The sequence below is a fragment of the Jeotgalibacillus alimentarius genome (assembly GCF_000829445.1).
In the GTDB taxonomy this organism is placed as follows: domain Bacteria; phylum Bacillota; class Bacilli; order Bacillales; family Jeotgalibacillaceae; genus Jeotgalibacillus; species Jeotgalibacillus alimentarius.
The window spans coordinates 87,924-101,705 of record NZ_JXRQ01000016.1; the positions used below are offsets into that span (position 1 = coordinate 87,924).

The window sequence follows — 13,782 nt, forward strand, 5'->3', positions numbered from 1 at the left end:
TGTGGAATAGTTGACTTTCCTATTTAGAACAACGAGAATTTGTATAGACGTCAGACACTCGAATAAATAAGGAGTGATCAATAAATGGAAACAGTTAAGAACTTTACAGATGTGCTTCTTGATGGAGATCAGGATAAAGCATGGGAAGTTGTAATGAATGAAGTGGATAAGGGAACTTCCACTGAAGATATTTTTTATGGTCTATTAACACCGGCAATGGTGGAGATCGGACAAAAGTGGCAGGAGAATGAAATTTCAGTTGCAGACGAGCACCTCGCTACGACAACATGTGATTTCACACTTGCCCGCTATAAACATGAAGTACTTCTGCCGAGGATTCAAAAAAAACCTCAGGATCAGGGGCGTGCATTGTTTTTCTGCGTTGAAAAAGAAGAGCATGATCTGGGTATCCGGATGATTGCACAGATTTTTGAAGAGAACGGCTATAAGGTCCGCCTGATGGGGGCTAACCTGCCTGTAGAATTTGTGCTTACGATGGCAGTTAACTGGGAACCTGATGTAATCGGAATGTCGGCCAGTATGCTGAAACAGGGTGAAAGAGTACCCTCGTATATTCAAAGGCTGATGGAACGATTTGAACAGACTGAACTGTTAATCGGCGGCCGTTTCCTTTCACTCCCGGATCAGCTGTTAGATAAAGCAGATGACTCAAAAATGACGATTATTCAGGAAGGAAGCGAACTGTCTGCATGGATGGCTGCTCGCGTTGAAGGAGGAAAATAAACATTGATCCACCTTGATGCCATGCCTATGCCTGTGGTAATCATTGACCATGCTTTAAACATCATAGAATCTTCAAAGAAAACTGAGAAGCTTCTTGGACATGCAGCTTCATTTCTCGATTGGGTAGATGATGAAAGCCGTGAAAAAGCTGTCAGGTTTATGCAGGATAAGCATTCTGAAAAAATTGAGCTGAATTTAGTGACGATAGATGGTGCTATTTCACTCTTTTCTGTTTTGATGACCTGGGATGATACCTTCGCCACCGTAGCGCTTCAGAAGGAGGATCACCGGCTCATGCAGCTGATGGGGAAAGTAACAGAACATAAGCGCCGCCTTGAAGAAAGCGATATGGAGCTGATTTTGAAAAAGAATGAGCTTGAGCAATCTTTGAAAAGAATTGGGGAATTGAGTACCGCTGCAATTGAATTAACAGATGAAATTGTTCTCATTCCATTGTTCGGGGATTTAACTGTCGCACTCATCCATCAGAATCAGCAGCGTATTTTAGATAACATTTATGTGAAGAATATCGATGAGGTCATCATCGACTTGCAATCTGTCGGAGTGATGGATGCTGCAGGTGTTGAAGAGATGATAAAAATGATAAAAAGCTTTTCACTGTTTGGAACAGCGTGTACAATCACGGGTGTGAAGCCGGAGCATGCTCCTTTCCTTCACCAGGTTCATATGATACAAAAGCTTACCTTTATTAATAATCTTGAAGATAAACTTTCCCGTATTGTGTATTAGAAGCGCTTAGACAGAAAGAAGGATTGACATGAACAAACAATTTGCAGTACTCGGACTGGGCAGTTTCGGAGGACATCTGGTCGAAGAGTTCCATGAAATCGGTGCAGAAGTGTTTGCGATGGACCGCAATGCAGAGTTAGTAGATAAATACTTTGATATTGCCACACATGTCATCCACGGTGATGCGCAGGATGAACAGCTCCTTGTTCAGGCTGGAATCAGAAACTTTGACCTGGTGGTTGTTTCTTTCGGTGAAAACATTGAAGCCAGTATCCTGACTACGATTATTTTAACGGACCTGGGCGTAAAAGAGATTTGGGTAAAAGCTTCAAGTCTGTATCATCAGAAGGTGCTTGAAAAGATTGGTGCTACACGTGTCATCCGTCCGGAAAAAGATATGGCGCGACGGATTGCGCACAGACTGGCCTCAAAGCACTTTATTGATTATGTGGAACTCTCAGAAGAACACTCAATGGTTGAGATGAAAGCGACCCAGAAGATCACAGGTAAAACGATTGCTGCATTGAATGTCAGAAACCGGTTCGGCTGTAATATTGTCGGTATATATAGAAATCATGATTTAATTGTGGCAGTAAGCGGTGAAGACCGTATTGAGAAAGATGATGTCCTGATTGTCATCGGAGAAAACAGAAAACTGCACCGCTTTGAAAAGCAGGGTGTGTAACAAGAAAGAATCCGCGGGCTTAAGAGCCTGCGGATTTTTTGAATCGTTCTCGCGAAATAGGCTCTGCAGTAAGCAGATCACCTGCACATGGTTTCAGCAATTGATGCAGAGATGACGACTCTGCATCAGGGTTCAGCCATGTGTCAAAGTCAGTACGCTCAAGAATGACAGGCATCCGATTATGAATATCAGCCATCAGGTCATTTGGTTCAGTTGTCAAAATGGTGCAGCTTCTGACCAGTTCATCTCCGCTGCGCCAGGATTCCCAAAGCCCGGCAAATGTAATCGGATCTCCATCCCGCCTTTTGATCTCAAAGGGCTGTTTTTCTTTCCCTGATTTTTTCCATTCATAAAAAGAAGTCGCAGGAATCAGACACCGCTTAGACTCAAACGCTTTTTTAAAGCTTGGCTTCTCAGAGACAGTTTCAGACCGTGCATTGAAAGTCTTAAATCCGATTTTCTGGTCTTTTGCAAAAGGAGGAATCAATCCCCATCTGAAACTAGCAGGATACCGTTTTCCATTCAGCTCGACAACAGCTGCAGCGGACTGGCTTGGTGCAAGATTCCGGTTTGGTGTATAAAGAAAATCATCCCGCATTTCAAATTGGTAATAAGCCTGCAGGTCATGCATCGCTTCAACTAATGAAAACCTTCCGCACATAACAATCACCTCATAAAAAATTGTAACAAAATATTGCAAAGATAGAGAAGATTTAAACTTATTTCCTTTTAAAGGGTATCGCTTGATTTGTTTCGGTTTACGAATCATACTGGCCATAGACATACATATTCAGGAGGGTATTCCATATGAAGAAATTTTGGTTAGTATCTGCCATGGCAGCTGCACTTATGCTTGCAGCGTGTTCAGATGATTCATCTGAACCTGCAGAAACAGAAGAAGAAGCAACAACAGAAGAAACAACTGAGGAAGAGGCTGCAACAGAAGAATCTGCTGACAGCGAAGAAACAGCTGAAGAGCCAACACTTTACCTTGTGGATGACGAAGTAACAGCTGGTGATCTTACAATGACAGTGACAGACGCAGGTGTATCTGAACAGATCGATGATACGAACCGCGTATATGAAATCAACATGACAGTCATGAATAATGGAGAAGAAGATCTCACTTTATCATACGAAGATTTCATGCTGACTGACCTTGCAGATGAAGAAAAAACGGCGTACGGTGAAACGTCAGAATGGACAGTCGCGGCAGGAGAATCAGTTGAAGTACCACTTCAGTACGAATCAGCAGCAGCAACAGCATTCAAGCTCTTCGGCACATTCAATGAAGAAGAAATCGAATGGAGACTTCCGGGGATTACATCACTGGATTAATGAATGATGAGAGAAATGACACTGATTGAAAGTGTCATTTCTTTTTTATATTACGCTTTGAAGAAGTTACATGTGGTTTATGCAAAGCTGGTGGCTGGAGCGGAAAGTCACCAGCCAGCTCAAATGGAGCTTCAGTTAAAAGTAACCTCCCTATTGACATGACAGCCATCTTTCTTGTAAAGTTGTCATAATTAATTGAATAGCGTGGATTCTTATCAAGAGAGGCGGAGGGAAAAGGCCCGTTGAAACCTCAGCAACCTTCACGAACAGTGAAAAGGTGCTAAATCCATCCTGTCAGCAGACAGGGAAGATAAGAAGCTTAGAACTCTAAAGCCTTCTTATCTATGAAATAAGAAGGCTTTTTTTATTGTCTAGCTTCAGGTGCTAGCTCTTCGGGTCATAAGCCACGCATCGATAAACGGGAAAGGTCACCCGTTTTCCGATGCGCGTCTTATGCCTGTCAGAGCTGAACGAGCACCTTCCGCTTTTCATATATACACGTATCAGGAAGGGTGAAAGAATGAATTTACTTGATGAAATGAAGCAAAGAATTTTAATCGGTGACGGCGCAATGGGAACCCTCCTGTATTCATACGGTTCTGACCAGTGTTTTGAAGAATTAAATCTGTCACAGGCAGCCCACATTCAGCAGATTCATCAAGCGTATATTGACGCGGGTGCAGATGTCATTCAGACCAATACCTATGGAGCCAATTATCATAAGCTTGAAAGGTATGGACTTGAAGAGAAAGTAAAAGAGATTAATACTGCTGCAGTTAAAAATGCAAAGGCTGCTGCAGCAGAAGATACATTTATCCTTGGCACGATAGGCGGGATCAGAAGTTTCCGTCCGCAATCTATTGAAATTAATGAAATCAAGCGGACATTCAGAGAACAGCTTTACTGTTTACTTTTGGAAGGAGTAGACGGACTGTTGTTTGAAACGTATTACGATTTTGAGGAACTGGCGACTGTTGTGGAGATTTCGAGAAATGAAACAGATATCCCGATTATTGCTCATATTTCCGTGCAAGAGCCGGATGTAATGCAAAACGGAAAGCCTGTTGCTGAAGCATTGCTCGAGCTTGAATCCCTTGGTGCAGATGTTGTCGGATTGAACTGCAGGCAGGGGCCGTTTCATATGATTAAGTCCCTTGAACAGGTACCGCTTCCCGAAAAAGCATATCTGTCGTGTTATCCGAATGCTAGCCTGCCTTCCTATTCAGAGGGCTCTCTTCAATACAGTAATAATGCAACGTATTTTGGAGAAGTGGCACCAGCTTTTAGAGAGCAGGGTATCAGGCTGCTTGGCGGATGCTGCGGTACAACGCCAGATCACGTCAGAGCTTTCAGTCAGGCACTTAAAGGACTCACGCCGGTTACAGAGAAAAAAGTGGAGAAGGCTGAGAAGATTATCCTGCATGCCCGCGAAAAAGATTTGCCGGAGCCCCTTCCTGAGATTGTTGACAGAAGAAAATCAGTGATCGTTGAACTCGACCCGCCAAAAAAACTTCAGACGGACAAGTTTATTGAAGGCGCAAAAGCACTTGGAGCAGCTGGAGCTGATGCGGTGACGCTTGCCGATAATTCACTGGCAAGCCCGAGGGTATCAAATGAATCACTTGGCTATTTGATTAAAGAGCAGGGTGTTCGGCCACTCGTTCACCTGACATGCAGAGACCGGAATCTGATCGGTCTTCAAAGTCATCTGATGGGGCTTCATACACTTGGCCTGCATGACATTTTAGCAGTTACAGGTGATCCCACAAAGGTAGGAGACTTTCCTGGCGCCGCTTCTGTGTATGACGTTTCTTCATTTGAGCTGATCGAAATGATTCAGCAGCTGAATAACGGCATGTCAATGTCAGGAAAAGACCTCGGTGAGAAAGCGTCATTTACAATTGGCGCTGCTTTTAACCCGAATGTCAGAAGTGTAGAGAGAGCAGTGCAGCGTCTTGAGAAAAAAATCACAGCAGGTGCGGATTATTTTATGAGTCAGCCGGTATTTTCAGAAGAAAAGCTGATTGAAACAGCAGAAGCAGTCAAGGACCTTGGCAAACCTGTCTATATCGGTCTGATGCCGCTGACCAGCAGTAAAAATGCTGATTTCCTTCATAATGAAGTACCGGGTATTAAGTTGACTGAACAGGTGAGAGACCGAATGGCTGCTGTATCAGGGGACCGTGAGAAATCATACCTGGAAGGACTTGCAATTACGAAGTCACTGATTGATACTGCACTTGATTTATTCAACGGAATCTATCTCATTACACCATTTATGCGTTATGAAATGACAGCCGAATTAACACGCTATGCCAATGAGCAGGCGGCAAAGCGAGGGGGACAAGAACGTGCGATTTACTGAACAGCTTGAAAAAAGAATTCTGATTATGGATGGTGCGATGGGCACAATGCTGCAGGACGCCAATCTGACAGCAGAGGATTTTGGAGGGGAAGACCTTGAAGGATGTAACGAAAACCTGAATAGAACCCGTCCGGATGTACTTGAGAAAATCCATGACGCCTATTTTGAAGCAGGCGCAGATATCGTAGAAACGAACACATTTGGCAGTATGAGCGTTGTCCTTGAGGAGTATGACATCGCAAAGGATGCATATGAACTGTCAAGACTTGGCGCAGAAATTGCCAAAAAGTCAGCGCAGAAATGGTCTACTGAAGACCGCCCGCGTTTTGTGGCAGGCTCAATGGGGCCAACGACTAAAACGCTGAGTGTAACTGGCGGTGCTACATTTGATCAGCTGAAGGAGTCCTATGCTGAACAGGCGAGAGGCCTGATTGACGGCGGTTCAGACCTGCTGCTGGTCGAGACGAGTCAGGATTTACTAAATGTAAAAAGTGCATTCCTCGGCATTCAGGATGCGTTCAGGAAGACTGGGAAAGAACTGCCGCTCATGATATCAGGGACAATCGAGCCGATGGGTACGACACTTGCAGGACAGACGATTGACTCTTTCTATATCAGCGTAGAGCATATGAATCCTGTATCAGTCGGCCTGAACTGTGCGACAGGCCCTGAATTCATGCAGGATCATATCCGTTCACTGGCTGACATTAATCAGTCTTATGTGAGCTGTTATCCAAACGCAGGGCTGCCGGATGAAGAGGGTATCTATCATGAAACACCTGAAACACTGGCGAAGAAGCTCGCAGGGTTCGCTGAAAAGGGCTGGCTGAATATCGTAGGCGGCTGCTGCGGAACGACACCTGACCATATCCGTGCGATCGCTGAAGTCATGAAAAACTATGAGCCAAGAAAATATAAGCCGAAAAAAGAACATACCGTGTCAGGAATTGAACCGCTGATCTATGACGATCCGTCTATGCGTCCACTTATGATCGGTGAACGTACAAACGTGATTGGATCAAGAAAGTTTAAGAGGCTGATTGCAGAAGGGAAAATTGAAGAAGCTTCTGAAATTGCACGTGCCCAGGTTAAAAAAGGCGCACATGTGATTGATATCTGTCTCGCTGACCCTGACAGAGAAGAAGAAGCTGATATGGAAGTCTTCATGCAGGAAGTTGTCAAGAAAGTGAAAGTGCCGCTTGTCATTGATTCAACGGATGAAATCGTCATTGAAAAAGCGCTCCGCTACTCGCAGGGGAAATCGATTATCAACTCGATCAACCTTGAAGATGGACTTGAGCGCTTTGATGCAGTAGTGCCGCTTGTCAAACAATACGGCGCTGCACTCGTAGTCGGAACGATTGATGAAAAAGGAATGGGCGTGTCAGCTGAAAGAAAGCTCGAGATTGCCGCGCGCTCTTATCAGATCCTGACTGAGGATTACGGTGTTGACCCGACTGATATCATTTTCGATCCGCTCGTCTTCCCGGTTGGAACAGGGGATGAACAATATATCGGATCTGCCAATGCCACGGTTGAAGGGATTCGTTTAATAAAAGAAGCCTTTCCTGACACACAAACTGTGCTGGGCGTGAGTAATGTGTCATTTGGTCTTCCGCCGGTTGGCCGTGAAGTGTTAAATGCAGTATACCTGTATCACTGTACGCTTGCCGGCCTGGACTATGCGATTGTCAATACTGAGAAATTGGAACGCTTTGCTTCGATTGATCCTGAAGAGGTCAAAATGGCTGAAAAGCTGTTATTTGAAACAACAGATGAAACGTTAGCTGAATTTACAGCCTTTTATCGCGGTAAGAAAAAAGAGACAATTTCTGATTTACCGGATATGACACTTGATGAAAGACTCGCTTATTACGTCGTGGAAGGGACAAAGGAAGGGCTGCTGCCTGACCTTGAACAGGCTCTTGAAGCGTTTGATGAGCCTTTATCAATCATTAACGGGCCGCTTATGACAGGGATGAAGGAAGTCGGCCGGCTCTTTAATGATAATCAGCTGATCGTTGCTGAAGTACTGCAGAGCGCCGAAGTGATGAAAGCAGCAGTTGCGTACCTTGAGCCGCACATGGAAGCGTCAGATGAATCCTCTTCTAAAGGGAAAGTCATTCTCGCTACAGTTAAAGGGGACGTACATGACATCGGCAAAAACTTAGTAGAGATTATTCTCAGCAACAATGGTTACGAAGTTGTTGACCTTGGAATTAAGGTAACACCTCCTGAATTAATTGAAGCAATCGAGCGGGAAAAGCCGGATATTGTAGGATTGTCAGGACTGCTAGTGAAATCCGCTCAGCAAATGGTCATTACAGCTGGTGATATGCGGGAAAAAGGGCTGGATGTACCGATCCTCGTTGGCGGGGCAGCACTGTCGAGAAAGTTTGTGGATACGAAAATTTCCAACCACTATGACGGACTTGTGCTTTATGCAAAAGATGCGATGAACGGACTGAGCCTGGCCAATCAGCTTCAGGATGAGCTGGAGCGGGCGAAGCTCAGTGAAGAAATCTTTGCTAAGCAGGAAAAACTTCAATCCCAGGAGCCCCGACCTGCAAGAGAAGCACCGGTTGGCGTGATGGACAAACCGGCTGTAGCACAAGCGCCTGTATTTGTACCAAATGATACGAAGCGCCATGTCATCAGTTCTTATTCTGTCGCCCATGTGGAAGCCTATATCAATATGCAGATGCTGCTCGGTCACCACCTTGGTGTAAAAGGCAAGATCTCAAGGCTTCTTGAGGAAAAAGATGAAAAGACGCTTAAGGTAAAAGAAACAGTGGATCATCTGATTCAGGATGTGAAGCGTGAAGGACTGATCACACCTGCAGCAGTCTATCAGTTCTTTCCGGCACAAAGTGAAGGGGATGATGTCATTATCTATCACCCTGACACAGACGTTGAAATTGAACGCTTTACTTTCCCCCGTCAGCCGAGAGCACCATACCTTTGCCTGGCTGATTATCTCCATTCAAAAGATAGTGGAGAAATGGATTACGTCGGATTTTTTACCGTCACTGCCGGCAGAGGCATCCGTGAAAAAGCACAGCAGTATAAAGAGGAAGGACGTTTCCTTGAAAGTCATGCACTTCAGGCACTTGCACTGGAAACAGCTGAAGGTTTCGCAGAACTGCTGCATCAGCAGATGAGAGACCGCTGGGGCTTCCCGGATCCTGTGGACTTCACCATGCAGGAGCGATTCAGTGCAAAATACCAGGGCCAGCGCTTTTCATTTGGCTACCCTGCGTGCCCTGAACTTGAGGATCAGGAAAAATTATTTAAGCTGATCCGCCCCGAGGAAATCGGCGTTCAGCTGACAGACGGATTTATGATGGAGCCTGAGGCAAGCGTATCAGCGATTGTTTTTGCGCATCCGGATGCGAGATATTTTAATGTGATGTAGGGGTGCTGAGTGTGTGTGGTGAGATGCTCGATCGTGGGTTCGGCGTTCGGTGGCTGATGTTCGAGTGTAAAAGTTGATTGTTCGCCGCTCGACGTCCTGTGTTCGCCGCTTACAGCCGCATGTTCAACGCTAATTTGCTAATCTTCAACACTTCGGGACTATCGACTTGCGTGAACAATCACTCCTAATCAGTAAAAAATTAATACAAAAAAAAGCCGGGGCTCCCCGGCTTTTTTCTACTTCACAACAATTAAAGTTCTTCCGGCTTGGCGCTCGGCACTTTCACAAACGATCTACGCTTCTTCAGTAAAGCGTGAATTGTCAACAGTTCAAAATAAATATAACTCTTGTCAGGCAGTTCGTCTTCATCGGTTTCACCTTTCAGCTCGTGCCGGAGCAGAGCGAGTGCTTCCGCATCAACCGGCTCCTGTTCACCGCTTCTGATAATCCGGTTATTCAACTGTGACACGAGCGTTCTGACTGCCTGCTTTTCTTCCATACACCAATCCGGTGCATCATCTGAAGGCAGTGAGATCAGGTTGGCTAAATGGAATGACAGCTGTCTGAGGAGATAGATTTTTTTCTGATAACTCTGCAGTTCATTCATTTCTTCACGTTTATATGAATGGTAGTGCCACTCCTGAAGCTGGAATCTGCAAAACATTTCAGCGCGGTCAAGCTTTGTGCGAAGCTGATTGGATGCAGCTTCAAGGCTGATCGCAGACTGCTTTTGATCAAGCAATTCATTCATTCTTTCAGCAAGCAGCTGTGTCAGCTTTGACTCTGCTTCAGTAATAAGCGCGATAATCTGATCTTTATATTTAGGCGGCATCAGCAGGAAGTTTACTAATGTAGAAGTTAATATCCCGATGCCGGTTGTACCAAGTCTTTTGACAAATTCAAGCAGGAAATGATCCTCTGTTCCGGGGATCATAGCTACTGCAGTCAGTGTTGCGACAAGCATACCCGCATCAAGCTTGAGCTTGTAACAGATATAGATCGTCAGGACCGCTGAGATTGTATATGTAATCGCTGTATCGCCGAGCAGAAATGTAGCAACCATCGCGATAGAGGCCCCGATTGCTGAAGCGGGAAAACGGATCAGCCCTTTTTTGATCGAGTCTGCGGCTGTCGGCTCGATGGTGACGATCGCTGTAATGACAGCAAATACCACTGGTAGGTTGAACAGCTGGCAAATGAGTGCAGTTAAAAAAACGGCCACACCTGTTTTTAAAATTCTTCCGCCAATAAATCTTTTTTTAAGCCACTTCATGCAGTCAGAACCTCCTTTCAGCTGATTAATTCGACGTGTTATAGTATAGCATACAAAAAGTGGGGGACATGACAAGTTTCTGAATTTGCGTTACAATGAGTGAAGATGCAATTTCCACAAGGGGAGCCATATTGGCTGAGAGTGAACAATTTGTTCAGACCCTTCGAACCTGTAAGTTAATGCTTACGCAGGAATGTGGATGGAAACGGACTGATTCAAGGTCCCGGGTTTCTATCCCCGGGGCCTTTTTTATATTTTTTGGGCCCGTTGAATTCCCCTCTGTGCGAGCTGCATCAATTTCGCTTAAGGAGGAAAAAGGAATGGAACGCAAGAAGTTATTATTTTTAACAGAGGTTGCCATCTTTTCAGCAATCGGCATTATCCTGGACCAGTTTTCATTTAGTCTCTGGCCACAGGGTGGATCGATTAGCTTTGTCATGGTACCAATCGTACTCATGGCATTTCGATGGGGGTTAAAGGGAGGTCTTCTAACAGGCTTTCTAGTCGGACTGCTTCAGACAATGTTCGGGGCGTATATTATTGATCCTGTTCAGGGGATTCTTGATTACCCGCTGGCGTTTACAGTCATTGGGTTCGCCGGAATTTTTGCAGCGACAGTGAAGCGTTCACTTGAAGAAGGCTCCATGAAAAAAGCAGCAGTCTATATTACGCTTGGCGTATTCATCGGTGCGCTGCTGAGATTTACATGTCATTTTCTTGCGGGCGTTATCTTCTTCGGATCAGGAAGTGAAGGCGTGCCTGCATGGCTATTCTCACTAGGCTATAACGGTTCCTACATGGGCCCTGCATTCATCCTGACATCAATCGTACTCGCAACACTGCTTATCTCAGTGCCAAGAGTCGCGACCAACCGTCAGATGACAGGTGCTTAACCAAAGATGACAGGCTTTAATATAATAGTAGTATGATTAGATATGCATGATTTAGTAATTTCCGAGGTAACGGAGCGGAGGGTGGTGACTCCGGAACGATTAGCGGGATAGCTGAGACCCCGCAGAGCGAAGCTCGAGGAGGCTTGGGATGGGGCCAAAAAACGGCCCACGTCCGGAAAGCACCGCCTGCAGCGCAGTGAACCGGTTACGGAGGCTGAGACACTTTTGTCTCAGCCTTTTCGGTATATTAAAAGAAAAATATTCAAACATTAATAATGTCAGCATTGTTCATGCATTCCCCACCCTACATATGATATAGTGGACCATTATAAAGCAAGGAGAGAATCGAATGATCGTACAGAATAACGAAGAATTAGAAGCATTGAAGAAAATCGGTTCCATCGTTGCAGAGATTCGCGATGAAATGCGTGCTGCAACTAAACCAGGTGTGACAACAGCTGAACTTGATGAGATCGGAAAGCAGAAATTTGAGCACTACGGTGCGATTTCCGGACCTAAAGGAGAATATAACTTTCCAGGCTATACATGCATCAGTGTGAACGACGAGGTCGCACATGGTATTCCAGGCAGCCGTGTGATCAATGAAGGAGACCTTGTTAATATTGATGTGTCAGGATCACTTGACGGTTATTTTGCTGATACAGGTATTTCTTTTGTAGTCGGTGAGAATGCAGCACTGGAAAAACTGTGCGCGACTGCTGAGGAAGCTTTTACACTTGCACTGAAAAAAGCAAAAGCCGGATCTAAAAAGAGCCAGCTTGGAAAAACCGTATCACGTGTTGCCAGACAGAATGGTTATCAGGTTATCACAAACCTGACAGGTCATGGGGTTGGTAAATCACTTCATGAAGCACCAGACCACATCCTGAACTATCATGATCCGTGGGACAATGAATTACTGAAAGAAGGAACAGTCCTTGCATTTGAACCGTTTATTTCTTCAGGTGCGGATTTTGTGGAAGAGCAAAATGATGGCTGGACATATAAGACGCCGGACGGCAGCCTTGTGGCACAAATTGAACACACAATCGTTATTACAAAAGGTGAGCCGATTATTTTAACGGAAACAAAACAAGCATAACAAAAAGGACTTGTGTCATCACAAGTCCTTTTGTTATGCCTGAATTTCTTTTGCTTTCTTTCGCTGTTCCATAAAAATTGCACCTGCAAGAAGGAAGAATGAAATCGCAGTCGGAACTGACACCCATGATGAAATAAGCAGCATCACAAGCACACCTGTTCCGCCCGGCGTCGGATTTTGTGCAGCGATTTGATCTATCTGCAGCAGGTAATAAGCAGCGATGGCGATGGTCAGAATAAGAAATCCGGCGTTCGTAATCCATAGCCATTTTCTGTTCTTCTTTAAACCGAAAACGATTGAGATAATCATCAAAACCGGCCCCACAAGAAGTGTAGCCAAAAACATAGAGAATAGTAATTGCCCGTCCAACATAAAACCTCTTTTCAAAAAAACTTCAATCCCTATTTTACATGATCAGCGCGATAAATGCCCGGCTATTTAAAAGAAAGCTTTCTGTTGCTGAAGCTGCTTTTGTTCTTTTGGCGTAAAGTGAACAGACCGATCAATATGACAACACTCAACCCGTAAGCAGTGAAAACAACAGCTGATTGTTCGCCTTCATTCTGTACGCCTATCCCGATAAATGCCCAGATAAAGACTAGGGGGTAGACCCAGTCGCTTTCCTTATAACGGATACCCAGTGCCAGTGCAGCCGCGATGATCAGCAGTGCGACCGTCCAGACGGATGATGCAATGCCAAGTCCGTCCCATCCGGCTTCGTTCACTGTGTAAGCCGTATTGGCGACTGTTGCAACGCTGACCCAGCCCATATACACAGAAAACGGAAGCAGGTCCCAAAAGCTGTATTTTGCCTGCTTAATTTTTGAGTAAATAATAATGATTGAGATTAATAGTCCGGCAATGACTGCTACTGATACCGGGAAGAATTCATAGTGCCACAGCAGGATCCATGAAATATTCAATAGACAGCTGATCACAAACATAAAAGAAGTATTCTGAAACACTTCTTTTTTGCGCTGGGATTTCAAGGCACCTTTTAATACCCACAGTGTTAATAGTAAGTAAATAAGCCCCCAGATTGAAAATACATATCCAGCCGGGGTGAATAAAACATTCAGCCGGTTTGAAATTTCTCCTGTCGTCTGGCCGTTAATTGGAATAATATTTGCGAGTGCATTAACGGTAATGACGGCAGCCAATGCGATAAAATTTGCCCAAAACTGTTTCATCAAAAAACCTCCTGTCACTCACTCTAT

The 13,782-nt window shown here is 44.9% G+C and carries 12 protein-coding genes and 2 riboswitches; of the genes, 8 read left to right on the top strand and 4 right to left on the bottom strand.

The genetic code is table 11. The features are described 5' to 3' along the window. Positions 1–84 precede the first annotated feature (84 nt). From KP77_RS06755 to KP77_RS06765, 3 genes are read left to right on the top strand one after another with little or no spacing between them, the layout of a single operon-like run. Entirely contained in the window at positions 85–744 is a 660-nt protein-coding gene (locus KP77_RS06755; RefSeq protein WP_041121975.1) for a cobalamin B12-binding domain-containing protein, read from the top strand. A 3-nt stretch (positions 745–747) separates the two neighbouring features. Beyond that, positions 748–1,494, top strand: coding sequence for an STAS domain-containing protein (locus KP77_RS06760; protein WP_041121976.1), 747 nt, complete (start codon positions 748–750; stop codon positions 1,492–1,494). Between the two features lie 28 nt (positions 1,495–1,522). Then, positions 1,523–2,179 carry a potassium channel family protein gene (locus KP77_RS06765; RefSeq protein WP_041121977.1) on the top strand — a complete coding sequence of 219 codons (657 nt, stop codon included), beginning with the start codon at positions 1,523–1,525 and terminating at the stop codon, positions 2,177–2,179. Positions 2,180–2,198: 19 nt separating this feature from the next. Here the strand turns inward: KP77_RS06765 and KP77_RS06770 are convergent, their stop codons facing one another. After that, on the bottom strand, positions 2,199–2,840 hold the full coding sequence (locus KP77_RS06770) for an SOS response-associated peptidase (protein WP_041121978.1): 642 nt from the start codon (positions 2,838–2,840) through the stop codon (positions 2,199–2,201). Positions 2,841–2,986: 146 nt separating this feature from the next. On the opposite strand from KP77_RS06770, the gene KP77_RS06775 reads away from it, so the two are divergent. From KP77_RS06775 to metH, 3 genes are all read left to right on the top strand, one after another. After that, on the top strand, positions 2,987–3,517 hold the full coding sequence (locus KP77_RS06775; RefSeq protein WP_041121979.1) for a DUF4352 domain-containing protein: 531 nt from the start codon (positions 2,987–2,989) through the stop codon (positions 3,515–3,517). A gap of 209 nt (positions 3,518–3,726) precedes the next feature. Continuing rightward, positions 3,727–3,834: riboswitch (SAM riboswitch) on the top strand. A 203-nt stretch (positions 3,835–4,037) separates the two neighbouring features. Then, positions 4,038–5,882 carry a bifunctional homocysteine S-methyltransferase/methylenetetrahydrofolate reductase gene (locus tag KP77_RS06780; protein WP_041121980.1) on the top strand — a complete coding sequence of 615 codons (1,845 nt, stop codon included), beginning with the start codon at positions 4,038–4,040 and terminating at the stop codon, positions 5,880–5,882. Then, a complete protein-coding gene (metH, locus tag KP77_RS06785) occupies positions 5,836–9,297 on the top strand; it encodes a methionine synthase (RefSeq protein ID WP_052474011.1) in 3,462 nt (1,153 codons plus the stop codon). Before KP77_RS06780 ends, metH begins: the two co-directional genes overlap by 47 nt. A gap of 250 nt (positions 9,298–9,547) precedes the next feature. On the opposite strand, the gene KP77_RS06790 is transcribed toward metH, so the two are convergent. Further along, positions 9,548–10,570, bottom strand: coding sequence for an FUSC family protein (locus tag KP77_RS06790; RefSeq protein WP_041121982.1), 1,023 nt, complete (start codon positions 10,568–10,570; stop codon positions 9,548–9,550). A gap of 109 nt (positions 10,571–10,679) precedes the next feature. After that, positions 10,680–10,781: riboswitch (TPP riboswitch) on the top strand. 109 nt (positions 10,782–10,890) lie between these two features. Here KP77_RS06790 and thiT point away from each other — a divergent pair. Beyond that, positions 10,891–11,463, top strand: coding sequence for an energy-coupled thiamine transporter ThiT (gene thiT / locus KP77_RS06795; RefSeq protein ID WP_041121983.1), 573 nt, complete (start codon positions 10,891–10,893; stop codon positions 11,461–11,463). Between the two features lie 349 nt (positions 11,464–11,812). Continuing rightward, entirely contained in the window at positions 11,813–12,565 is a 753-nt protein-coding gene (gene map / locus KP77_RS06800) for a type I methionyl aminopeptidase (RefSeq protein ID WP_041121984.1), read from the top strand. Positions 12,566–12,598: 33 nt separating this feature from the next. On the opposite strand, the gene KP77_RS06805 is transcribed toward map, so the two are convergent. Both KP77_RS06805 and KP77_RS06810 read right to left on the bottom strand, forming a co-directional pair. Continuing rightward, a complete protein-coding gene (locus tag KP77_RS06805; protein ID WP_152614688.1) occupies positions 12,599–12,937 on the bottom strand; it encodes a hypothetical protein in 339 nt (112 codons plus the stop codon). 62 nt (positions 12,938–12,999) lie between these two features. Then, positions 13,000–13,755, bottom strand: coding sequence for a tryptophan-rich sensory protein (locus tag KP77_RS06810; RefSeq protein ID WP_041121986.1), 756 nt, complete (start codon positions 13,753–13,755; stop codon positions 13,000–13,002). Positions 13,756–13,782: the final 27 nt, after the last annotated feature.

Excerpts from the sequence above, each read along its gene's own strand:
- KP77_RS06755 (WP_041121975.1), top strand. The coding sequence starts at position 85 with ATGGAAACAGTTAAGAACTTTACAGATGTGCTTCTTGATGGAGATCAG.
- KP77_RS06765 (WP_041121977.1), top strand. The coding sequence starts at position 1,523 with ATGAACAAACAATTTGCAGTACTCGGACTGGGCAGTTTCGGAGGACAT.
- KP77_RS06770 (WP_041121978.1), bottom strand. The coding sequence starts at position 2,840 with ATGTGCGGAAGGTTTTCATTAGTTGAAGCGATGCATGACCTGCAGGCT.
- KP77_RS06775 (WP_041121979.1), top strand. The coding sequence starts at position 2,987 with ATGAAGAAATTTTGGTTAGTATCTGCCATGGCAGCTGCACTTATGCTT.
- KP77_RS06780 (WP_041121980.1), top strand. The coding sequence starts at position 4,038 with ATGAATTTACTTGATGAAATGAAGCAAAGAATTTTAATCGGTGACGGC.
- metH (WP_052474011.1), top strand. The coding sequence starts at position 5,836 with ATGAGCAGGCGGCAAAGCGAGGGGGACAAGAACGTGCGATTTACTGAA.
- KP77_RS06790 (WP_041121982.1), bottom strand. The coding sequence starts at position 10,570 with ATGAAGTGGCTTAAAAAAAGATTTATTGGCGGAAGAATTTTAAAAACA.
- thiT (WP_041121983.1), top strand. The coding sequence starts at position 10,891 with ATGGAACGCAAGAAGTTATTATTTTTAACAGAGGTTGCCATCTTTTCA.
- map (WP_041121984.1), top strand. The coding sequence starts at position 11,813 with ATGATCGTACAGAATAACGAAGAATTAGAAGCATTGAAGAAAATCGGT.
- KP77_RS06805 (WP_152614688.1), bottom strand. The coding sequence starts at position 12,937 with ATGTTGGACGGGCAATTACTATTCTCTATGTTTTTGGCTACACTTCTT.
- KP77_RS06810 (WP_041121986.1), bottom strand. The coding sequence starts at position 13,755 with ATGAAACAGTTTTGGGCAAATTTTATCGCATTGGCTGCCGTCATTACC.